The 21,562-nt window shown below is 55.7% G+C and carries 24 protein-coding genes; 13 read left to right on the top strand and 11 right to left on the bottom strand.

The features are described from left to right. The first annotated feature begins 100 nt into the window (after nucleotides 1-100). On the top strand, nucleotides 101-1,123 hold the full coding sequence (locus ABID47_RS26900) for a YhcN/YlaJ family sporulation lipoprotein (RefSeq protein ID WP_354501380.1): 1,023 nt from the start codon (nucleotides 101-103) through the stop codon (nucleotides 1,121-1,123). A gap of 65 nt (nucleotides 1,124-1,188) precedes the next feature. On the opposite strand, the gene nagA is transcribed toward ABID47_RS26900, so the two are convergent. From nagA to efeO, 6 genes are all read right to left on the bottom strand, one after another. Further along, nucleotides 1,189-2,364 carry an N-acetylglucosamine-6-phosphate deacetylase gene (gene nagA / locus ABID47_RS26895; RefSeq protein ID WP_354501378.1) on the bottom strand — a complete coding sequence of 392 codons (1,176 nt, stop codon included), beginning with the start codon at nucleotides 2,362-2,364 and terminating at the stop codon, nucleotides 1,189-1,191. Next, the gene (gene nagB / locus ABID47_RS26890; protein WP_354501376.1) at nucleotides 2,361-3,089 is read right to left on the bottom strand and encodes a glucosamine-6-phosphate deaminase; all 729 of its coding nucleotides are present in this window, start codon (nucleotides 3,087-3,089) and stop codon (nucleotides 2,361-2,363) included. Before nagB ends, nagA begins: the two co-directional genes overlap by 4 nt. After that, nucleotides 3,086-3,970 carry a MurR/RpiR family transcriptional regulator gene (locus ABID47_RS26885; RefSeq protein WP_354501374.1) on the bottom strand — a complete coding sequence of 295 codons (885 nt, stop codon included), beginning with the start codon at nucleotides 3,968-3,970 and terminating at the stop codon, nucleotides 3,086-3,088. The genes nagB and ABID47_RS26885 overlap by 4 nt, the downstream gene beginning before the upstream one ends. A gap of 205 nt (nucleotides 3,971-4,175) precedes the next feature. Beyond that, nucleotides 4,176-5,996 (bottom strand): FTR1 family iron permease, encoded by a 1,821-nt coding sequence (locus ABID47_RS26880; protein WP_354501372.1) that lies wholly within the window; start codon nucleotides 5,994-5,996, stop codon nucleotides 4,176-4,178. A gap of 48 nt (nucleotides 5,997-6,044) precedes the next feature. Further along, nucleotides 6,045-7,340 (bottom strand): iron uptake transporter deferrochelatase/peroxidase subunit, encoded by a 1,296-nt coding sequence (gene efeB / locus ABID47_RS26875; RefSeq protein WP_354501370.1) that lies wholly within the window; start codon nucleotides 7,338-7,340, stop codon nucleotides 6,045-6,047. Between the two features lie 3 nt (nucleotides 7,341-7,343). Continuing rightward, the gene (gene efeO, locus ABID47_RS26870) at nucleotides 7,344-8,246 is read right to left on the bottom strand and encodes an iron uptake system protein EfeO (RefSeq protein WP_354501368.1); all 903 of its coding nucleotides are present in this window, start codon (nucleotides 8,244-8,246) and stop codon (nucleotides 7,344-7,346) included. Between the two features lie 350 nt (nucleotides 8,247-8,596). Between efeO and ABID47_RS26865 the strand changes: the two genes are divergently transcribed. Next, on the top strand, nucleotides 8,597-8,821 hold the full coding sequence (locus tag ABID47_RS26865) for a helix-turn-helix domain-containing protein (RefSeq protein ID WP_036649309.1): 225 nt from the start codon (nucleotides 8,597-8,599) through the stop codon (nucleotides 8,819-8,821). 152 nt (nucleotides 8,822-8,973) lie between these two features. On the opposite strand, the gene ABID47_RS26860 is transcribed toward ABID47_RS26865, so the two are convergent. Beyond that, nucleotides 8,974-9,348 carry a hypothetical protein gene (locus ABID47_RS26860; RefSeq protein ID WP_145029211.1) on the bottom strand — a complete coding sequence of 125 codons (375 nt, stop codon included), beginning with the start codon at nucleotides 9,346-9,348 and terminating at the stop codon, nucleotides 8,974-8,976. A 241-nt stretch (nucleotides 9,349-9,589) separates the two neighbouring features. Here ABID47_RS26860 and ABID47_RS26855 point away from each other — a divergent pair, with 241 nt between their 5' ends. Further along, nucleotides 9,590-10,585 (top strand): GNAT family N-acetyltransferase, encoded by a 996-nt coding sequence (locus ABID47_RS26855; protein ID WP_354501365.1) that lies wholly within the window; start codon nucleotides 9,590-9,592, stop codon nucleotides 10,583-10,585. On the opposite strand, the gene ABID47_RS26850 is transcribed toward ABID47_RS26855, so the two are convergent. Then, entirely contained in the window at nucleotides 10,580-10,804 is a 225-nt protein-coding gene (locus ABID47_RS26850; RefSeq protein WP_354501363.1) for a DUF6199 family natural product biosynthesis protein, read from the bottom strand. The two genes, ABID47_RS26855 and ABID47_RS26850, sit on opposite strands and share 6 nt — an antisense overlap. Nucleotides 10,805-10,976: 172 nt before the next feature. On the opposite strand from ABID47_RS26850, the gene ABID47_RS26845 reads away from it, so the two are divergent. Continuing rightward, nucleotides 10,977-11,645: a DUF899 domain-containing protein gene (locus ABID47_RS26845; protein WP_354501361.1), complete on the top strand. Its 669-nt coding sequence runs from the start codon at nucleotides 10,977-10,979 to the stop codon at nucleotides 11,643-11,645. Between the two features lie 108 nt (nucleotides 11,646-11,753). On the opposite strand, the gene ABID47_RS26840 is transcribed toward ABID47_RS26845, so the two are convergent. Then, nucleotides 11,754-12,215: a DinB family protein gene (locus tag ABID47_RS26840; protein ID WP_145029204.1), complete on the bottom strand. Its 462-nt coding sequence runs from the start codon at nucleotides 12,213-12,215 to the stop codon at nucleotides 11,754-11,756. A 299-nt stretch (nucleotides 12,216-12,514) separates the two neighbouring features. On the opposite strand from ABID47_RS26840, the gene gpmA reads away from it, so the two are divergent. The 3 genes from gpmA to ABID47_RS26825 all read left to right on the top strand — a co-directional run bounded on the left by gpmA (nucleotide 12,515) and on the right by ABID47_RS26825 (nucleotide 14,832). Further along, nucleotides 12,515-13,264, top strand: a complete 750-nt coding sequence (gene gpmA, locus ABID47_RS26835) for a 2,3-diphosphoglycerate-dependent phosphoglycerate mutase (protein ID WP_263882113.1) — start codon at nucleotides 12,515-12,517, stop codon at nucleotides 13,262-13,264. 159 nt (nucleotides 13,265-13,423) lie between these two features. Then, a complete protein-coding gene (locus ABID47_RS26830; protein ID WP_089548421.1) occupies nucleotides 13,424-13,774 on the top strand; it encodes a DUF1904 family protein in 351 nt (116 codons plus the stop codon). A 128-nt stretch (nucleotides 13,775-13,902) separates the two neighbouring features. Then, nucleotides 13,903-14,832 (top strand): manganese-dependent inorganic pyrophosphatase, encoded by a 930-nt coding sequence (locus tag ABID47_RS26825; RefSeq protein ID WP_354501358.1) that lies wholly within the window; start codon nucleotides 13,903-13,905, stop codon nucleotides 14,830-14,832. 158 nt (nucleotides 14,833-14,990) lie between these two features. On the opposite strand, the gene ABID47_RS26820 is transcribed toward ABID47_RS26825, so the two are convergent. After that, nucleotides 14,991-15,173: a hypothetical protein gene (locus ABID47_RS26820; RefSeq protein ID WP_163881492.1), complete on the bottom strand. Its 183-nt coding sequence runs from the start codon at nucleotides 15,171-15,173 to the stop codon at nucleotides 14,991-14,993. Between the two features lie 240 nt (nucleotides 15,174-15,413). On the opposite strand from ABID47_RS26820, the gene ABID47_RS26815 reads away from it, so the two are divergent. The 3 genes from ABID47_RS26815 to ABID47_RS26805 all read left to right on the top strand — a co-directional run bounded on the left by ABID47_RS26815 (nucleotide 15,414) and on the right by ABID47_RS26805 (nucleotide 17,882). Beyond that, nucleotides 15,414-15,950, top strand: coding sequence for a GNAT family N-acetyltransferase (locus tag ABID47_RS26815; RefSeq protein ID WP_354501356.1), 537 nt, complete (start codon nucleotides 15,414-15,416; stop codon nucleotides 15,948-15,950). Between the two features lie 164 nt (nucleotides 15,951-16,114). Continuing rightward, nucleotides 16,115-16,870, top strand: coding sequence for a class I SAM-dependent methyltransferase (locus ABID47_RS26810; RefSeq protein WP_354501354.1), 756 nt, complete (start codon nucleotides 16,115-16,117; stop codon nucleotides 16,868-16,870). Between the two features lie 19 nt (nucleotides 16,871-16,889). Beyond that, on the top strand, nucleotides 16,890-17,882 hold the full coding sequence (locus ABID47_RS26805) for an MBL fold metallo-hydrolase (RefSeq protein WP_354501352.1): 993 nt from the start codon (nucleotides 16,890-16,892) through the stop codon (nucleotides 17,880-17,882). A 152-nt stretch (nucleotides 17,883-18,034) separates the two neighbouring features. Here the strand turns inward: ABID47_RS26805 and ABID47_RS26800 are convergent, their stop codons facing one another. Beyond that, a complete protein-coding gene (locus tag ABID47_RS26800; RefSeq protein ID WP_105446124.1) occupies nucleotides 18,035-18,613 on the bottom strand; it encodes a phosphatidylglycerophosphatase A family protein in 579 nt (192 codons plus the stop codon). A gap of 223 nt (nucleotides 18,614-18,836) precedes the next feature. On the opposite strand from ABID47_RS26800, the gene ABID47_RS26795 reads away from it, so the two are divergent. From ABID47_RS26795 to ABID47_RS26785, 3 genes are all read left to right on the top strand, one after another. Continuing rightward, complete coding sequence (locus ABID47_RS26795) at nucleotides 18,837-19,913, top strand: GerMN domain-containing protein (RefSeq protein ID WP_354501350.1); 1,077 nt, start codon at nucleotides 18,837-18,839, stop codon at nucleotides 19,911-19,913. A gap of 83 nt (nucleotides 19,914-19,996) precedes the next feature. Beyond that, the gene (gene rph, locus ABID47_RS26790; protein WP_354501348.1) at nucleotides 19,997-20,758 is read left to right on the top strand and encodes a ribonuclease PH; all 762 of its coding nucleotides are present in this window, start codon (nucleotides 19,997-19,999) and stop codon (nucleotides 20,756-20,758) included. A 1-nt stretch (nucleotide 20,759) separates the two neighbouring features. After that, nucleotides 20,760-21,383 carry an XTP/dITP diphosphatase gene (locus ABID47_RS26785; protein WP_116234185.1) on the top strand — a complete coding sequence of 208 codons (624 nt, stop codon included), beginning with the start codon at nucleotides 20,760-20,762 and terminating at the stop codon, nucleotides 21,381-21,383. Nucleotides 21,384-21,562 lie beyond the last annotated feature (179 nt).

Below are 21,562 nucleotides of genomic sequence, written 5' to 3'. Positions count from 1 at the left end.
CGGCTCCCGCCATGCCAAAACCTTTCAGCATACCGGATCATGCGGGTGGTCATCCTAAATGGTGTTATTAATACACCTATTAGAGATGGAGGATGAACTCATGCTACGATCCAAAGCGATTAGTCTTTCGGTATCAGCAGCCCTGCTCGTGAGCATGGCCGGCGTTGCCGGCTGTACGACGAAGGAGCCTGCAAATACGAACATCCGCACCAAAAACGTCATTGACGGCAACGGCAGAACGGGCCGTATCGGCGTGAATTCCCTGCGGGAAAACGGCTTGATCAGTCCGAAAGGCTACACATACAATACAAACAGCACGAATAACGGCAACGCAGCGACCACCCATAACTTGACGAATGCCCAATTGTCGCAAAAGCTGTCCGATAAAGTGGCGGCCATGAAGGAAGTTAAATCCGCCAACGTTCTCGTGGCCGGTGATACGGCCTACGTTGCCGTTTCCCTTCGGGATACCGCAAGCAACACAGGCGGCAACATGGGAGCGAAAAGCTACGGCGGTACCCACAACATGATGAACGGAAGCAGCTTTAACAATGCCGGAACAGGCAATGGAAGCAGCTTCAATAACCGGTCGAAATCCGGAACGGTGCGTAACGGTGTACGCGGAACCGCTCCAAATCCCGCTGCAGCGCATCATAACATCCGCAACTATTCGTCTAAAGGGGCCAGCATTACGGGGAACAACGGCTATAATATGACGACGTACGGTACGGCAGGCACGACGGATAACGGGGTAGGCACCAACAACGGTATGGGTACCGGCAATGCCGTGGGTTCCACCGGTAACCGTACCGGCCTGATGGGTGCCGGAGGTTACAGCGATTACCGCAATGACACGATCACGTCCGATATCAAAGACCGTATCGCCAATACGATCAAGAGCACGGATAACACAATCAAGAACGTCTATGTATCTGCAAATCCGGGCTTTGTCCAAGGGTTGGCTAACTTATCGGCACAAACACAAGGAGGACATCCGATCAAAGGACTCATGTCCGACCTGTCGACGATGGTGGAGCGCATCTTCCCAATGAATGCCGGGAATGGCAACCGCACTACCAATTACAATGCCCCGGTTCACCATTTTGATACGACCAATCGGTAAAATTGCCGATAAAAAGGGGCTGCCATAAGCTTGTTATGGACAGCCCCTTATACATAATCCGTTTTTTAAAATACCTTACGTCCTTTAACCCAAACGCCTTGAATATCCAGCTGGTTATCCAGCAGCAGAACGTCTGCCTGCTTGCCGATTTCGATCGTGCCGGTGCGGTCTTCAATCCGCAGCCGTTTGGCCGGATTGAAGCTGGCGGCGAGGGACGCCTCTTCGATCGACAGGCCTACGTTGTTGATGAGGTAGCGGAAGCCTTTAATCATCGTCAAGGTACTTCCGGCAAGACTGTCCCGCTGACCCTTCAAGGTAGCGATTCCGTCATGCACTTCAACCGGAAGGTCGCCGATCATGTATTCCCCGTCCCCGAGTCCGGCTGCAGACATGGCGTCCGTAATCAGGAGCAGATTGTTATCCTGCTTCAACCGGGCCAGGATGGAGATGCAGGCCGGGTGCACATGGATGCCGTCGGCGATGATTTCCGCGTGAATGCGCGGGTCGCTCAGCACCGCCCCTGCGGTTCCGGGCTTGCGGTGGTGCAGCGGCGTCATCGCGTTAAAGGTATGCACGCCTTGGCGCAGACCGGCTTCCACGGCCGCTTCCACCTCGTCGTACGTCGCATCCGTATGGCCCAGCGCGGCGTTGATCCCGTGCTCGGTCATCCAGGCGATCGCGTTCAGCGCGCCTTCGCGCTCCGGCGCCAGCGTCACCTGGCGAACGAGACCCGGATACGCAGCTTCCCATTCTTCCAGCCATTCTACATTTGGCAGGACGATATGCTCCGGATTTTGCGCTCCCGGCCATTTCGGGCTGATAAAAGGCCCTTCCAAATGAACGCCCTCCACGGTTGCGTAAGGCATGTCATGCTGCGTATACTCGTGAACCTCCTTGAGGACGCGGTCGATCGCGGCCTTTGGCGCGGTCATGGTCGTCGGAAGAATCGAGGTGGTTCCCTGTGAGCAGTGGAAGGCGGTAATGGTATCCAGCACTTCCTTGTTTGAATCCATAAAATCCTGGCCGTTGCCTCCATGCACGTGGACATCAATAAAGCCGGGAACGATGTATCCGTCCGATTTGTATTGGCTTGCAGCAGAGTCTGTCCAGCGCTGCGGCAGATCGCGGGCAAGCCCCGCATAGACGATCTTGCCGTCCTGGATGGCGACGGCTCCTTCTTCCAATACCCCTGCCGGCGTTACGACCTTGCCGTACAAGAGCTGTACGTTTTCTTCACTCATCCTAACAACCTCCCTGCACCTTGATCCAGCAGCACCACGACGTTCGGATGGCATTGAAGCAGCGATGCCGGGCACTGCGTCGTAATCGGTCCTTTCAGCGCGCGCTTCACGATCTCAGCCTTGTCTTCGCCGCGAACGAGCAGCAGAATCTGCTTGGCCTTTAGAATGCTGCCGACCCCCATGGTAATCGCGTGCTTGGGCACATCGTCCAGCGATGGGAAGAAGCGTGCGTTTGCCGTGCGGGTTTTTTCCTGAAGCTCAGCCACGTGCGTTCCGCCGTCCAGGCTGTCATCGGGCTCATTGAACCCGATATGCCCGTTGTGGCCGATGCCGAGAATTTGCAGGTCCACCGGGCCGTTCTGCTCCAGCATGGCGTCGTACTTGACGCATTCTTCCTCCAGATCGGCGGCGTTGCCGTTTGGAACATGCGTATTTTCAAGCTGAATATCGATATGGTTGAACAGCTTCTCATTCATAAAGGTACGGTAGCTCTCCGAATGGCCGTCAGGCAGGCCGACGTACTCGTCCAGATTGTAGCTGGATGCTTTCGCAAAGCTGACCAGGCCCTGCTGGTACATTTCGATAAGCCGTCCATAAATTCCTACCGGGGTGCTGCCTGTGGCCAGGCCGAGTACCGCTCTCGGTTTGGTATGAAGCAGGCCGGCGATCAGGCTGGCCCCGGTGGCGTTAAAATCAGCTTCGTTTTTAAACGTATAAATGTTCATGCTTGAAAATGACCTCCTCTGGATTTTCGGTAATTCTGTACGTTATGGTAGGACTGCTCCAGCTTGGGAACATACTGTCCGAACTGCTCGCTGTTCATCCCCATAAACAGGATGTCGACGAGATGGAGCTGGGCGATGCGCGAAGCCATGTCTCCCCGGCGCATTCCTTTTTCCAGGGAAGAGGCAAACAAAGGAATATCGGCCATGGCAGCCAGCGTATTGCTGCTGTACGACGTCAGCGAAATGGTCGCTGCCCCGCTGTCTTTGGCGCAGGCCAGCGCATCGATCGTTTCGAGCGTTTCCCCGGAATAGGAGATGGCGACCGCCACATCCCGGCCCGACAGCGTCGAGGCGGAAGTAATCTGCATATGTGAATCAGCGAAGGCGGTACAGTTCTTACCGATCCGGATCAGCTTCTGGTAGAAATCCTGGGCGACGATGGACGAGGTGGCTACCCCGTACAAGTCGATCCGATCGGCGGCGCAGAGCAGGCGGATCGCCTGGGCCAGACGGTCCATGTCGAGCAGGGACGTCGTGTCGCGGATGGAGGCCAGATGGTTGGCTTCCATGGCCTCTACGATTTGGGATAACGGATTGTTGGCCACGATATCCTGATAGGAAGATATGCCGCTCCGCTCCTGCATTTCCGTATGGGCGATTTCGGCGGACAGCTTCACTTTTAGATCCGGGTAGCCCTTGAGATGGAACGCTTTGCAGAACCGGGTTACGGTTGCGGGACTGGTCCCGCACTGCTCGGCCAGCTCCTTGATCCCCATGTGAACGACTTCGGAAGGGGAGGAGAGGATAAAATCGGCGATCCGGCGCTCCTGCTGGGACAGCCGTTCCTGTTCCTGCGCCAAGGCGTGTAATATAGGTGCCAATCGCAAGCCTCCTTGGTTAAAACGATTGATGCTGAAGATCATGAAAATAATTTTAATGATTGATTCTGATTTTGAGAAAATAATTTTTGTTTCATCCCCATCATAGGCCATTTGTCTTACGTTTACAAGGGGCGGGAATGTTAAATTTCTGTAAAAGCGAAGCGCAAAAAACCGGACTCCTTAGAGTCCGGTTTTTATTAGAGATTTATGCGCGTGCCTTGGATCCCTGCGTATTCCGCAGTTCCACGCGAATCAGCTGCCATAGCACGAAAGCAAGCACGACCATCTGTGGAATGAACGTTTCCCAGGTCGGATACATGCCAAGCCAGGATACGGACGGCAGCCCGGGTTCCGAATGGGCGGGAATGCGACCCGAGACCTGGAGCGAATGGATGCTGTCGCCGAGGAAACGGAAAACCAGGTAGTAGATCAGCACCGTCGCCGCCAGGAAAAAGCCGCGCAGAGGCAGGCGGGCACTGAGCACGATAATCGCATAAGCGAGCACGGCCAGAACGGCAAAGGCGCCGGCGATTCCAAGGATCAGCTGCCCCATGTCAATGGAGGAGGCCATCCCGGCATAGAAAATGGTCGTTTCCGCGCCTTCACGCAGGACGGCCAGACCGGCCAGCACGAAAAGAGACCACAGGCTTCCTCGGGCCATCGCCTGATCCATCTGGCTGCCTACGTATTTGTTCCAGGCGGCCGTGTTTGACTTGCTGTGCAGCCATTGCCCGACGGTCAGCATCATCACCACGGCCACCAGACCGGTGATGCCTTCGATCAGCTCGCGGGCGCTGCCTGAAGCCGCTTTGGAGATGGAGAAGGTGAGCACGACTGCGAGCAGGAGGCTGAGGACGAGACCTGACCCGGCTCCGCCCCAAATCCATTTCTGGCCGCGCGTATTTCCGCTTCGCTTCAAATAAGACAGCAGGGCGGACAGCACGAGAATGGCCTCCAGGCCTTCACGGAGCAGAATCAGCGCGGCATCCCAAGCGGTATATTTGTGATCGACCGCAAGCGGGGTGAGGGAGGACTTCATCGCGTCCATGACCTTTACGGCTTCATCCAGTTTGGGCGGACTGGAGAGCAGGTAGCCGGAAACGGCCGACATTTTATTTTCAATATCCGTGTAAAGGTCCGGAGCGGATACCCGCACCTCGCCCTCGACCGCCGGCCAGATGGAAATGAACTTCGTCATCTGGTCCGCCGCTTCGCTGCTGCGGCCGGCCTGCGCATCCTGGCGTGCGGTTTCGAGGATGCCCAGCACGTCGGATAGCCGGTAATTTCCGTCACTACCGGCATCGGCGGCAGCGATTTTTCCTTCGGTATAACCGGTCATCAGCGTAGTCAGCTTCTGCATTTCCTGCACGGCCTGCTCTTCGCGTACCGGCTCAGCCTGAAGGGCGATCCGCACGAGGCTGATCCCGGTTTCAAGCTGTCCGTAGACCGTGAAGTTATCGCTGCGGATCGGAGTTTCTGCCGTCGGCCATGCATCTACGATTGACTGATAGCTGCGCTTGGCCGCGCCCCAGTCCCCCGCCTGCATGGCCTTCAAGCTGTCCTGCGCCAGAGGCAGCAGCTTCTTGGCCGATTCTACACCGCTTATGGCCGCGCCGGAAGATCCGGTCGAGCTCTCGGCTGCGGTGACGTATGCGTTGACCGCCTTGGCCAATGCGGACAGCGCGGTTTTTGCCTCCGGTCCGCCGCTTGCAAGCTTGCTCTGCGCGTCTTGAAGCGCAGCATCGACGGCTGCGGTTAAGCCGGCATGATCTGAGTCCCCGGCTTTGACCGGCTCCCAGAGCTGTTTGAATTGGTTCAGATCCTCGCTCGCTTTGGACCATTCCTGCTGGCCCGCTTCAACCAGGGCGCTGCCTACAGAAGGCAGGAGGGAGTCCAGAGCGGAATTTTCTTCCGCTTCGGCGTGCGGGGCCAAGATGCTCAGGAGGAGCATCGCAAGGGTCAGCAGGGCGCCGAGCAGCGGGCGGTTCCATCGTCCGGTACGAGGCGTAAGGTTGCTTCGCAGCATGGTGAAGTCTCCTTTATGTCAATTCTGCTAGAGTTTGATATCTACGGGCTAGAGCAGCGTCTCTCCGATATAACCTCCCGAAGAGGCGCCGGGGAAGCAGGCGAACACCGCGCTCCCGACATGCTGAATATATTCGTTCAGCCGGTCGCTCTTCGCAAGCTTCTCCTGAAGGGGGATGAACTGTTTCTGCAGGTCGCGCTGGAAGCAGATAAAGAGCAGTCCGGCATCCAGCTGGCCGGTCTTGGCGTCCATGCCCCCCGAATAAGAATAGGAGCGGCGGAGGATCTGTACGGAGCCGTCTCCGCGGGCGAGCGCCATATGCGAATTGGCCGGAATAGCCGGCGATCCGTCAGGCCCCTTGACGGACAGGTCGACCTTGTCGAACTCGTGCTGTCCGCCAAGCGGTGCGCCGCTGGCCCGGTACCGTCCGAACGTCTCCTCCTGATCCTTGAGGGAGGATCGGTCCCACACCTCGATCCGCATCCGGATCCGGCGCACCGCCATGTAGCTGCCGCCGGCCATCCAGGCTGCGCCGCCTTCGGCCCCGGCCCAAACGACCCGGTTCATCTGCTCGCTGCTTGTCGTATCCGGATTGGCCGTGCCGTCCTTGAAGCCGAGCAGATTCCGCGGGGTTCCGCCTGCGGGGTCGGCGCTGCCGGTGCGCTGGAAGCCCTCCTGGGTCCAGCGGAGCACGGCCGTGCCGCGGGCAATGCGCGCCAGATTGCGGATGGCGTGAAACGCCACCTGCAGGTCGTCCGCGCAGGCCTGGACGGCCAAATCGCCGCCGCACCAGCGGGCGTCCAGCTGATCCCCGTTAAAGGCCGGGAGATCGCTGAAATTCGCCGGCCTTTTTGAGGCGAGCCCGAAGCGCGAATCAAACAGGGACGGTCCCGCGCCGAACGTCAGGGTCAGCCGGGAAGGTGAAAGACCTGCCGACTCTCCGGTATCCACCGGCGGCAGGTTGTGATTGGCGCTCTCTTCCCCGAGCATGGAGCCTTCGGTCATGGCCGCAGCTGCGGCAGTCCAGGCTTGAAACAGCTTCTTCAGCTCCTTCGCATCGGTCGTGGTCACGTCGAAAGCGGCGAAGTATATGAAGTTTTGTGAGGGGGTGATAATGCCGGCCTGATGCTTCCCGTAGAACGGGATGCGGTCTTCGGTGACAGGATGGCCGGCAACGGCCGCCGCGGTCTTCCGCTCCTTCGCAGCGAAGAGGCTGCCGATACCGGCGCCCCCGATGACCAGTCCCAGGCCGCCAGTGCCCGCCAGCCGCAACAAGTCGCGGCGGGACAGCGGCTTTTTCAAAATCGACGAATCTTTGGTTTTCTCATGCTCATGGTTTGACATGCTTTACACTCCAAGCAGGGTGCCCATATTCGACAGCGGCTCCGCCAGGGCATCCAGGTTTTGGCTGAGCTTGCGGACTTCGTCCTCTTTCAGCTCGGTGTAGCTGACGTATCCGTCGCCTTTCTTATAGGCGTCCAGCTCTTTCTTGAGCGCATCAAATCGCTCCCCGATCTGCTTTTCTAGATCCGGGTCCTTTTTGGCCAGGTCGGGCTTCAGGATTTCGTAAATCTTGGCGGCGCCTTCCACATTGGCCGCAAAATCGTACAAGTCCGTATGGGAGTACAGCTCTTCCTCGCCGGTTACCTTGGAGGAAGACACTTCGTTCAGCAGCTCAACCGCTCCGGTTACCATCAGGCTGGCGTCAATATCGACCGTCTCCACCTTGGCCCGAAGCAGCTGCGCGTCCTGCAGAAGCCGGTCGGCAAAGGCTTCATGGCCTTTGGTTGTCTTATCCTCCCACAGTCCCTTCTCGATCCGGTGGAATCCGCGCCATTCGGCGGCATCCACATCGTTCACGCGGGCGTCAATGTCCGGATCCAGATTGCCAAGCGCCTCGGCAATCGGTTCGATCCGCTCGTAATAGGAACGGGCCGGGGCGTACAGGGCCTTCGCTTCCTCGAGCTTGCCGGCTTTCACCGCTTCGGTGAATTTTTCCGTTTGCTTCACGAATTGATCGCACTGCTCCACCGCGAAAGTGCGGTAGGATTCCACGGCTGCGCTGAAATCGGCCGTCTGCGCTGCAGCTGTATCGGTACCGGCGCTTTGCGCCGATGTGTTGGTATTAGCGGCTGACGTCTCAGTCTTCGTCTCGCCGGCAGCAGGATCCGCGCTTTCTTTCTCCGAGCAGCCTGCGAAGAGCAGGGAGGAGAGAATAATACCGGCGGGAATGATCGTATGTAACTTCAAGTTCAAAGCAGCTCCTTTTTTAAGATTATAGAATGTATACATTTTCAGCGGGGCTGAATGTTTCTGTAACCTCAAGAAAAACTTCCTCTATTTTCTTATAGAAGAAAGGGGATGGATCAATTTGATAATGATTCTCAATTTCATTGCTAGCAACATCATAATGAGTTACCGACCATGTGTCAACTGCCATTTTAAAATGCCGAAATCTTCCTTGTTGTAAGCCCTTTCGAGGCAGGTGCCTAATTTTTACGCATAACGACACCAAAGCCCGGTGCCTTACATAATATGAGTTGACTGTATCCCTTTACCTTGTTATACCATACAAACCCGAGCAAGGAGGGGTGACACCATTGAAGGGGAACGATCATAAGAGCAAATTTTTGTTGACTCATCGTGAGCGCGAAGTATTTGAACTGCTCGTTCAGGACAAAACGACACGCGATATCGCCGGTCAGTTATTTATCAGCGAGAAGACGGTCCGGAACCATATTTCCAATGTGATGCAGAAATTAAACGTCAAAGGCCGTTCTCAGGCCGTTGTCGAGCTGATCAAGCTTGGGGAATTAAAAATCTGATCGAAGCCTCTCTTGCGACCTTGGCCTTCTGCAGGATGTCTTCCTTGACGGGAAGGCATAGCGGGAGGTTCTTTATTTTGTTCACTTTCCATCCTATGCGGGGATTTCGTAACATGAGAAAGGGTACCCTGTCGGGCACCCTTTGCAGATGGTTACTGTCTGATGATAAGAATGTCTTGCGGCGGTCTGCCGGTGCTTTGGATTTGGGAAATTTCGGCGTTCGTCAGGTTGCGTCCAACGAGGATGAAAGAAGACGTGACGTTGTTAAAGTTGAAATTGCCCAGGTTGGCTACATTTTGGCTGCCACGGAACACGCGGAAAGATCCCTGGAAATTAATCCGTGAGAACAAAACAAGCGTCACTTGATTGCTCTGCACCGTATTTCTGAGACGGAAGCTGGAGAGAACATTGTCGAAGCGGAAAGCTCCAAGGTCGCGGACCGCAACTCCACCGCGTCTGAACAAGATTCTGCGGCCCGTAAAATTAATGCCGGACCAAAGGGCAAGACGTACATCGCTGTTTGCCAAATATATCACTCCTTTTCTTAAGATTGATATATTCTATGCCGGCTTCACAGATCGGTATCGGACAGATGATCGTGTGCAATAGTTTGATTTTCATAGATTTATATACGATGAGCACGCGGGGGAGCGAGAAGCGCCTCAGTTAAGGAAAAAAACGCTATACCCAAACTTTATCGCTTCATCCATGGGATTGCATGAGATAATGAGCGAGGCAACTCAATACCATTTTTTGGAGGAATACATATTGTCAAACTATACGATTCGCCGTTTTGGCAGGGAGGATTTTCAAGCAGCCGCGGCGCTGCTGAGCCTGATCTGGTCGGAACCCGTCACCGCCAAGCAGCTGCAGGACGAAGAGGAGAGCATTCCGCCGGGCCAGCTCTATTACGACGATGAGGGGCGGCTGATGGGCTGGGATCGCCCGAAATGGGTCGCTGTGAACGGGGACGGAGAGGTCATCGGTTACGCCATCGCCTGGCGTGCGCCATGGAACGAACCCGGCAGCCTTAACGTCACCCTTGTCGTCCATCCGGATGAACGCGGCCGCGGAGCCGGCAGGGCTCTGTCCCGGGAAGTGCGCGAGTGGGCGTGCCTGGTTAAGGCTTCCCGTCTCGTTTGTTTTATGAGGGAGAATGACGGGGCCTCGCTGGCGTTTGCGGAGCGCCGGGGCTACCTGATGGAACGCCACACCTTTGAATCTGTGCTGGACCTGTCGTCTTTTACCGACCAAGCTTTGCTGCCAAGCGTTCGCAGCGCCGAGTCATCCGGCATTATGTTCGTGACGCTGAAGGATGAGCCTGGAGAGGCACAGGAGCGGAAGCTTCATGAGCTGTACAGGATCGCCCATCAGGACATTCCGGGATACAACGAGGATTTCCCCTGGTTTGAGGAATGGAAGAAATGGAACATTAACATGGCCGGCGTGCGGCCGGAGTATGTACATATCGCCAAGGACGGAGACCGCTATGTCGGCGTCGTGACCCTGCAGCAGAACGAACAAACCCAGGCGATGTACCATCAGTTTACCGGTGTGCTTCCGGAGTATAGGGGCCGGCGGATCGGGCTGGCACTGAAGCTGTTGGCCATACAAACCGCACGCGCTGCCGGGGTGCCTTATTTGCGAACCCACAACGATTCGCTGAACGGTCCGATGCTTCGCATCAACCGCGATCTGCTGGGGTTTCAGGCGGTACCCGGAAACTTCAAAATGGTCTGTTCTCTGGAGAAGGGGCGGTCATAAAAACAGCAGCATAAACAACCCGATCACGATAAAAATCGAGCCAAGCACGATCGCAAGGAAGCCGCGGATCTTTTGGAGTTCCAGGTAGGACTCGCTGGGCTCCGCTTCTTCTTCTGTCTTCCAGCTCTCACTGCTCCGCCATCCCCTCTCCGGGTTCCGGCGATTCATGATGCCGCCTCCAATCAAGATCAGCCCAAAGATGATCAGATACACGTTCATATCCATCAGCTCCTTTCTATATAGAACGTCTGAATGGAGCAGGATGTTCCCGGACACAAGTAATATGCAGCTTCATATCATTTTCCGCAATTCATAAGAAATCCCGGGAAATGAAACATGCTAGGATAATGGCAGAATCAACGAATCCTTTAAAACTTGGAGGAGGATACCCGTGGATACGAAAAACACAGCACTTCCGCAAATCGTTTCGGAAACAGAGTGGATGGACGCGCGTGACAAGCTGCTCGTCAAAGAGAAGGAGCTTACCCGCGCGCTGGACGCGCTGGCCGCAGAACGACGCAGGCTGCCGATGGTACGGATCGACAAAGATTATATGTTCGAGGGACCAGGTGGTCCAGCGCGACTGCTTGATCTTTTTGACGGACGCCGCCAGCTTGTGGTGTACCACTTCATGATGGCTCCAGGCGCCAGTCAAGGCTGCACAGGCTGCTCCTCTTTTGTCGACAACATCGGCCACCTTGCCCACCTGAATGCCCGTGATACGACCTTTATTCTCGTCTCCCCCGCGCCCCTGTCTCAGATCCAGCCGTTCAAAGACCGAATGGGCTGGAATGTACCTTGGTTCTCTTCGAACGGGAACGAATTCAACAATGACATGGGTGCTGGGGACGGATTCGGCTTAAGCGTCTTTCTTCGCGATGGAGATGAGGTGTTCCGCACCTATTTCACGGCCTCCCGCGGCGTCGACCGGATCCGCGCGGACTTCAATTTGCTCGACCTGACACCCTTTGGCCGCCAGGAAACGTGGGAGGATTCGCCTGAAGGATGGCCGCAAACCCAGCCTTACATCTGGTGGCGTCTGCATGACGACTATCGTTAATCCGTTTTGACGACACGCGATGCCGCTCAGGTTCTTTCCAAAAATAAAGGCAGCCTCTTTCTCCGACACGGAGAGAAGGGCTGCCTTGTGCTGTCTGCTGATCCGATATCAGGCCAGTTTCTTCAGCATGGCGTTGATCATGCCGGCATGCGATGCTTCATGACTAATGTTCATGACCAGCAGCTCGTCGATCGTCTCGGCTTTGGCAAAGTTGTCCGCTTTGGCGACTGGCTGATTTAGGTCGTCACCGAGCTGCTCTTGGAACACGCGAATCTGCTCGGTGAGCTGCGAAATCAGGGTATCCCACGCCGGTGCCTCGCCCTGCCAATCCGCCGGTTTCGTCCCGGAAGCAAAATAAGGGCGGTATTCGGCCGGAATGACGCCATCTTTGCCGCTGTACTGGAGCACGAGCATGTCGGATATGACCAGCAAATGCCCGAGGTGCCAGTGGATATTGTTGTTGAATCCGTCGGGGACGATATCCCGCTTGGATTCAGGCAGCGCGGACACCTTGTTGATGATGCCCGTGCGCACGCGCTCGATTTGGCCGAACAAATAAGCATTTCTCATTATTGTACCTCCGTCGTTCTCCGATTATGATGTAACAGTAGTTATTGTAAATCTGCCCGGCCAGGGAGGCAACCCGGGCGAACGTCCCGGAGTCTACCCCAGCGGGAACCTCTGCAGAGCATAAGCATGTGTTGGGAAGAGCTGAGGGTACGCAAACAGTAGATCGCAAGGGACGGCAGCTCACCCGCAGCCTGTATGCAAAATGATTGGAATGAAAAGAAAAAGTTTAAAAAATGCTTATCGGTTACAAGCTATACCGGTAGTTTGTTACGAGTAAGGCAGTAAAGGAGTGTGGCACCATGTACAAGGTGGTTCTGGTCAGACATGGGGAAAGTGAGTGGAACCGCGAGAACCGGTTCACCGGCTGGACGGACGTCGATCTGACGGACAAAGGGGTCCAGGAAGCGATCAAGGCCGGGCATCTGCTGCAGGATATTCCCTATGAAATTGATATCGCATATACGTCCGTATTAAAGCGGGCGATCAAAACGCTGAATTATATTTTGGACGTCAACGACCTGCTGTGGATCCCGATCCGCAAATCGTGGAAGCTGAACGAACGGCATTACGGCGCGCTTCAGGGACTTAACAAAGAGGAGACGGCGAAGAAATACGGGGCGGAGCAGGTCATGCTGTGGCGCCGGAGCTATGACGTGCCCCCGCTGCAGATTACGGCCGACGATGACCGCTACCCGCCCAAGGATAAGCGCTACGGCAACTTGACGAAGCAGGAGATTCCGCTGGGAGAAAGCCTGAAGGACACGATCGCACGCGTGCTCCCTTACTGGGAAGCGGAGATCGTGCCGCAGATCAAGGCGGGCAAGAAGGTGCTCGTCGTCGCGCACGGGAACAGCCTGCGGGCCTTGATGAAGGTGCTGGAAAATATCAGCGAGGAGGACATCGTGGATCTGAACATCCCGACCGCGGTGCCGATTCTGTACGAGCTGGACGACGATTTGAAGCCGCTGAACCGCCATTTTCTGGGGAGCCCGGAGCGCGTGCAGGAGAAAATCGACGTCGTCGCCAACCCGGCAAAAATTATGGAATAACGGCGTCAGGCATCGGATTTGGGTATCAGCAATATCCATTGGCATTGAGGAGTGATCTCTTGGGGAGGTGACTCCTTTGCCGTTTTTATGGTAGGTTAGTAATGCCGATATATTAGATCGGGCACAGCTTTAGAAAGAAAGAGAAAGAAGGGAACGGCTTTGCCTTTTGTCAGATTTACAGGTTTTGAAAAGAATGTGGTGGAGACCGCCGCACCGGCCATTATCGAATGCATTTCAGGAATCGCCAACATCCCGGAAGAAATCGTCAAAATTGAGCTTTTACATGTGGAAAAAATCACAAACAGCCCCCGGTCCGTGGAAATTTTCATGTTCCCGCGCGAGGAAGAGAAGCATCATGCGATCGCCGAGAACATCAACCGGATCCTCGAGAACCTCGGATGCCCGCATACCCATATTTTCTATGTGCTGCTGAATCCGTCGCTGTATTATAAAGAGGGCCAGCCGCTGAAGCGGATTCCGGCCAAGACGCCTCCCGAAATCAGGCTGTAATCAAGCCTTCAGGAATAAATCTCTGTAAAGGAATTGGAATATAGCCCAATTCCCGCTATAATCGTATGTAGATTACGGCATGAACCAAGTCTTCATTTATTCCAAACGATAAAGGAGCAGTTGAAACCATGGCAAAAACATTGATTTTCGGGCATAAAAACCCGGACACGGACACGATCACATCGGCGATCGTATACTCTTACCTCAAAAATAAGCTCGGCCATAATACGGAGCCGGTTCGTTTGGGCGCCGTCAACGGCGAAACGCAGTTTGCGCTGGATTACTTCAAAGCCGAGGCCCCTCGCCAAGTGGAAACCGTGGCTAACGAAGCAAGCGAGGTTATTCTCGTTGACCATAATGAGCGTCAGCAAAGCGCTAGCGACATCGATCAGGTGCGCGTGAGCGAGGTCATCGACCACCACCGCATCGCGAATTTCGAGACAAGCCATCCGCTGTACTACCGCGCAGAGCCTGTAGGCTGCACGGCAACGATCCTGAACAAGCTGTTCAAGGAAAAGGGCGTTGAAGTTACGCCGCAAATCGCCGGTCTGATGGTATCCGCGATCGTATCCGATACGCTCCTGCTGAAATCCCCGACCTGCACCGAGGAGGACGTAGCTGCTGCGCGCGAGCTCGCCGACATCGCCGGAGTCAACCTGGAGCAGTACGGACTGGACATGCTTAAAGCGGGTGCCGATGTCAGCAGCAAGACGATTGCCGAGCTGATCTCCCTGGACGCCAAAGAATTCCAAATGGGCAGCAGCAAAGTGGAAATCGCCCAAGTGAACACGGTAGATCCTAACGACGTCCTGAACCGTCAGGCTGAACTGGAGGACGCCCTGAACGCGATCATCAGCGAGAAAGGTCTCGATCTGTTCGTGTTTGTCGTAACGGATATCCTGAACAACGATTCCGTGGCGCTGGCTCTCGGAAAATCCGCTGCTGCGGTTGAATCGGCTTATAACGTGAAGCTTGAGAACAATACGGCCGTATTGAAAGGCGTTGTGTCGCGTAAATCGCAAATCGTTCCGGTGCTGACCGAAACGCTGAGCAAATAATTACATTGAATGGCTGAACAGGAGCAGGCTGATTCCTTGAAATGGGAGGACGGCCTGCTCGTTCTATTTTTGCGATCGAAATCAAAAAACCTGTTCATCGCTGAACAGGTCTGTTGGATTAGCTTCTGTGTATCTGGGAGAAGGGATTGTGTTGCCAGTTAAGCTTCTTCGTCGTCTTCTTCATCGTCGGCTTCTTCGTCTTCGTCCTCATCCGCCTCTTCTACGAATTCGGATTCTTCCTCGTCTTCCGCCTCTTCATCTTCTTCTTCGATGTCGTCGATCTGCTCTTCCTGTTCTGCTTCTTCGTCAGCCATCAAGATGTCCAATTCCAAATGTTCCATATCTAATCCCTCCAATTTTTAAAACACTATGATTAGTGCATATTTACTATATCACCAGTCTGGTAAAAGGTTTGTCGCAATATGGGCCGGGTTCCGCATTATTTTCCGCTATATTTCGGCAAATGATGCCGGCTGTGGCAGCTCTCCTAATGCTCTTCATTTAAGGGGGTCGACACCGAAAGGCAGATGGATTAATCTGGATTCAATTCATTCAATTCGGTTCGAAGGAGGAGACATAAAATGAGGCTGGAGACAAACAGGCTGGTCATCCGCGAATTTGTGCCGGAAGACTGGGAGAGCGTACACCGTTACGCATCAGATCCCAAAGTTACCCGTTATACCCTTTGGGGTCCGAATACCGAGGAAGAAACGAAGGACTACGTCGCAGGCATGAAGGCGATGCAGCAGAAAGAGCCCAGGACCCATTACGAGTGGGCGGTAACCCGCAAATTGGACGGAGAGCTGATCGGCGGCTGCGGAATCAACGTCTCGGGCTCGAACGGAGAAATCGGCTATTGCTTCCATGCGGATCATTGGGGCCAAGGCTATGCTTCGGAATGCGCGAAGGCGATGCTGGAATTCGGCTTCCGGCAGCTGGGAGTACACCGGATTTATGCGACCTGCCGTCCGGAAAATATCGGGTCCGAGCGGGTCATGCAGAAGATCGGCATGCAAAAAGAAGGCTATCTCCGCGAGCATTTGCCGACGAATAAAGGAGGCTTTGCGAATTCCTGGCTGTATTCGATTCTGTCGCATGAATATGTGCCTGAGTCGTAAACCGGACCAGTCCTATATCGGCTCGATTCATACAAACCCATGGCGCGTCGAATCCTATACTGCATACGGCGGGCACAGGCTGCCAGCGGGCTGGTTTCAACCGTCCTTTTTGAATGTAATAATTCATGGAACCGACTCACATACACAGGAGGATGACGCAGAGGATGAAGGATTGGTATGAAAAAAGCTTTGGAGAGGATTATCTCCTGGTATATAAGCACCGTGACATCGAAGGGGCAGCCCGGGAGGTCAAGACGATGATCTCCTGGCTGGACCTGCCGCCAGGGGCGCAGGTGCTCGACTTGTGCTGCGGAACAGGCAGGCACTCCCTCGCGCTGGTGGACGCGGGCTACCGCGTCACCGGGGTTGACCTCTCCGACGTACTGCTGCGGGAAGCCCGGAAGCTGGACACGAAGGAGCGGGTGGACTGGCGGCAGGCTGATATGCGCGAACTTCCGCTGAAAGGCGGGTTTGATGCGGTCGTTAATCTGTTTACGTCGTTCGGGTACTTCCGCGAGGACGGGGAGCAGCTCAAGGTACTCCGGGAGATTCGCCGAATGCTGAAACCCGGAGGATGGTTTATTATCGATTTCATGAACTCCCCTTATGTCCGGAGACATCTGGTTCCGGCATCGGAGCGGGAGGAAGAGGGGCAGCGGATCGTGGAGAAGCGCCGAATCGAAGGGGATTTTGTAATCAAGGACATCTCCATATCGGATATGCACGGCACCAAGGGCACACGGGAGTATCACGAGCGGGTGAAGCTGTACACGCGCGGCCGGCTGGAGGAAATGCTGCAGGAAGCCGGGCTCATGACAGACGAAGTGTACGGCGGCTATAATGAGGAAGTCGAATATGACGAGGGGCGCTCACAGCGGATGATTTTTGTGGGACGGCGCCCGCAGGAAGAGAAAGCATAAATGAAAGAAGGACGGGTCATTGAATATACCCGAGATTACGCACTATGAAGACGGCATCATTCAGGTAAAGATGGCAATGTCATACCCTTTGCGCTGGGTAAACAGCTATCTGCTGCAGGGGCCTTCCGGCGGGGTTACGGTGATCGATCCGGGACCGCGGACCGCGGAGAATGAAGCTGCCTGGAACAAGGTATTGGACGAACTGGGCATCCCTTTCGGGAACGTGGAGTCAGTCGTGCTTACGCACCATCATCCCGATCATTTGGGATTGTCGGGGTGGTTTCAGGAAAAGGCGGGCTGCCCGGTCCGGATGTCCGCGCGGGCGGCGGAGGAAATGCAGCGGATGTGGGGCGAGGCATCCACGATGAATGACGACCTGCCGCTATTGTTTCGGCAGCACGGCATGCCGGAGGCGTGGACAAGCCAGCTTCCCGCCCATTTGGAGAGCTTCTTCCCGCAGGTGGAGCCGCTGCCTTCGGCGCTGCCGCTGACCGAAGGGGAACCGCTGGAGATGGGCGGGCGGCGATGGACCCCCATCGAAACGTGGGGCCATGCGCCAGGCCATATGTCGCTGCTGCATGAGGAGAGCGGGGTCATGCTGTGCGGAGATGCGGTGCTGCCGCAGATCTCCCCGAACGTCAGCCTGCTGCCCGGAAGCGATCCCGAGCCGCTGCATTCGTTTATGAACGGGCTCAGGAAGCTGCAGGCCTTCCAGGTAAAACGGGCCTATCCGGGACACCGGAATCCGTTTGACCACTTTGAGGCCCGGCTTGAAGCCCTTCTTCAGCATCATGAAGAGCGGCTGGTGCGGTTGCTGGGACGGATTCAGGCAAGACCGGCGACCGGATTTGAGCTGTGCGCCGCCCTGTTCGGCACCGCGCTCGGCATTCACCAGATGCGCTTCGCCATGTGCGAGACGCTTGCGCATACGCAGGAGCTGGAGCGGCGCGGCCAGGTGAAGAAGGTGCCGGGTCATGACGGCACCTTCCGATATGAAGCCGCCGTTACATAGCGGCAGGAAGAGCAGGAAGGACGGCCAAGAGGCCGTCCTTGTTTGCGTTCGGAGCGTTGCATTAGTCCGGCTCCGAACCTTCTGCGTTATTTCCTCGCCAAATGACAAGAGGAGGGCTGACGAATCAGCCCTCCTCGATGATGAAAGATGTTTTAGTGATCCTCGGGTAGCCGAACCTCATCGGGTCCGTCGCCCGTTTCCTTCTCCGCCTGCTTGCCGTGCGCGATCCGGCTGCTGGCCGCCGCGGCGACCGCACCGACGATATCGTCCAGGAACGTATGGGTTTCCCCGGTGCTTTTGTCATTCAAGCGCTCCAGCACGCCGGGCTTGAGCTTATCGATATAACCGTAATTCGTAAAGCCGATGCTGCCGTATACGTTCACGATGGAAAAGGCCAGCACTTCGTCGACGCCATACAGGCTCTCGTCATTTTCCAGCATGTCCTGCAGCGGGGAGAGCAGCTTGCCCTGCTCGGCCAGCATATCGAGCTGGATGCCGGTCAGCACCGCGTTTTGCACCTCGCGCTTGCTCAGCACTTTTTCCACGTTCAGGATGCATTCCTCCATCGTCAGGTTCGGATAGTACTTTTTCTGCAGCAGCATAACGAGCTCGGCGATCTCCTCCACCCTCACGCCCCGGTTATGAAGCCATTCCCGCGTCGCTTCGGATACCTTTTTACTGTTTAAGCTGTATGGAATTTTTGCTTGTTTTGCCTCATTTGCTTCACTCATTACGTCACCCCGTCATCCAAGTAGTATGTAACTTCACGCAATTTGATTGTATGTTTTGCAGTATATCTTTGTCCAGTTATGCCCATTTTGACGCATTCTCAAGCAGCAGGGAAGGCGCAGGGGCCTGAATAAAATTAATATGGACCGGCTGTTATTTTTTCGGAAGGGGGCTCGTATACATGGTAGTACAAACTGTACAAAATGATTAGGAGGAACCAGACTTATGACCAAGCTTAACAAAATTCGCGGCATTTCCGCCGCCGGATTGCTGGCCGTTCCCGTTATCCTGTCCGGCTGCGGTTTGTTCGGGACCCATTCGGCTTCGGAAGACATCGATGCGCCGCCGAAGGCGGTCGAGGAGCAGATGCTCAATATGTCGGACGGCACAGGCACCACAGGCGCCAAGGCTAAGGCCGAGCTCACCGGCACCCCGACGACCGTGTATTTGGCGGACGGGAACGGGATGCTTGCCCCCGTCACCCTCGGTCTGCCGGAAGTAAAGGATAAAACTTCGGTTCAGCTGTCGGTGGAAACGCTCGTCTCCGGCGGAGCCTATTCCAAATATATTCCGGAAGGCTTCACGGGCGTTCTGCCTGCAGGAACCGAGGTCAAGAAGGTCACGGTGGACAAGGATAACAAGCTGGCTGTTGTCGAGTTTAACAGTGCATTCACGAAATACAAAGCGCCGGATGAGCGCAAAATTCTCGAATCGCTGGCCTGGACCCTGACCGGTAATGCGGATGTGCAAAAGGTCCAGCTGTGGGTTGACGGCAAAAAGCTGTCGGAAATGCCTGTAGGGGGCACTCCGCTGGATCAGCCGCTCAGCCGGAGCATGGGCATCAATCTGGAAGTCGGGCAGGGGGCCACGCTGACGAATTCGTCGCCAGTCACCGTTTACTTCTCGGCGGCATCGCCGGCAGGCATCCAGTATTACGTTCCGGTAACGCGGCTTGTCAAACCGGGACAGGACGCGCTGCAGTCGGCACTTGCCGAATTGATTCGTGGCCCGCAGGAGACAGACGGCCTGGAACAAGTCATGACCGACGAGACGCAGCTGCAGTCCGTGAAGAAGGAGAAGGACGGCACGGTAACGGTATCCTTGAAGGAAGACATGTTCGCCGAAGGCGATGCGGTACCGACCGAAATGCTCCAGTCTGTCGTGCTGACGGTGGCGGAAAACGCGGGGAATCCAAAGGTCAAAATCGAGCTGAACGGGGAGTCCAAGGTCGTCGGAACCGACAATCTGGACTACAGCCAGCCGGTTACACGCCCCGATTATATTAACGAAATCCCGCTTTAAGGGCAGCTCAGGGTGTTTTTATCCCTCCATTTTGGTAAAATAAAGGTTGCTTAAACAGGATGCGAACGAAGTAGGAGGCAGAAATGATGAGATCAAACGGACGCAGCAGCCATCAGCTTAGGCCGATGAATTTGACAGTGAACGTAAACAAGTACGCGGAAGGCTCCGTGTTCATTGAAATGGGGGACACCAAAGTCCTTTGCACCGCCACGGTGGACGAGAAGGTTCCTCCTTTTTTGAAAGGACAGGGGAAAGGCTGGGTAACGGCGGAGTATTCGATGCTGCCCCGGGCGACGCAATCCCGCAACCAGCGGGAAGCCGCGCGCGGTAAACTCAGCGGACGTACGATGGAAATTCAGCGGCTGATCGGCAGAGCGCTACGCTCCGTTGTGAATTTGCAGGCGCTGGGCGAGCGGACTATCACGCTGGATTGCGACGTCATTCAGGCAGACGGAGGTACGCGCACGACGTCGATTACCGGATCGTTTGTGGCGATGGCCATTGCGATCAACAAAATCGCCCAGCAGCACAAGCTGCCGGTGTTCCCGATCAGCGACTTTCTGGCTTCGGTCAGCGTCGGAGTGGTCGGTGAAGAGCCGCTGCTCGATTTGAATTATGAGGAAGATTCGAAGGCGAAGGTGGACATGAACCTCGTCATGACCGGCAGCAGTGCGTTCGTCGAGCTGCAGGGAACCGGCGAGGAAAGCCCGTTCACGCGGCAGGAGCTTGATGAGCTCCTGAAGCTTGGAGAGCAGGGCATCCGCGAGCTGATCGCCAAGCAGAAGGAAGCCCTTGGCCCCATTGCGCTGATGATCGGCTCGGGACAAGCCGGAAGAGAGGCCTAGCATGATTCCGGCGGGCGATACGATTATTGTGGCGACGAAGAACAAAGGGAAGGTCAAGGAGTTTGAGCATGCCTTCGCCCCGCTGGGCAAACAGGTGAAAAGCATGTTCGACTATCCCGGCATCCCGGATGTAGTAGAGGACGGGAGCACGTTTGCGGAGAATGCGCTGAAGAAAGCCAAAACCGTAGGCGATGCCCTTGGGCTTCCGGTGCTGGCCGACGATTCCGGCTTATGCGTTGACGAGCTGGAAGGCCGTCCGGGCGTGTACTCCGCCAGGTTTGCGGGTGAGCATGCCACGGATGAGCAGAACAACGAGAAGCTGCTGCAAATGCTGGAGGACAAAAAGATGGGCGCGGACGTTCAGGATTCGCTGCTCAGCCCGGCGAGCTTTGTCTGTACGCTGATACTGTATGATCCGGCAACGGGCGGCTTCATTGAGGCCTCCGGCTCGGTTCAGGGCTGGATTACCGCCGACCGCGCCGGCTCGGGCGGTTTCGGGTACGACCCGCTTTTCTATCTTCCCGAATACGGGAAAACGATGGCCGAGCTGACGATGGAGGAGAAGCAGGCGATCAGCCACCGGGGAGCGGCGCTCCGCAGCCTGATGGCCAAGCTGGCCCCATAAATAAAGATGATTCCGATGAAGGCTGCTCCTTTGGATCTACCCGATCCAAGGGGGCGGCCTTTTCGCTGTGTCCCGTATCGGGCGTCCCACACGGAGTTCCCATAGGGAAGAGCATGGTCATATCAAAGCTGAGAACCCGCCTGGAGGGGGTTATTCGTGCCTTTAACCAAATTTTGTGA

The sequence above is a fragment of the Paenibacillus favisporus genome (genome assembly GCF_040545415.1).
Lineage (GTDB): Bacteria > Bacillota > Bacilli > Paenibacillales > Paenibacillaceae > Paenibacillus_AQ > Paenibacillus_AQ favisporus.
The sequence above is the reverse complement of the archived record's forward strand: the minus strand, read 5'-3'. Positions and strand labels throughout refer to the sequence as shown.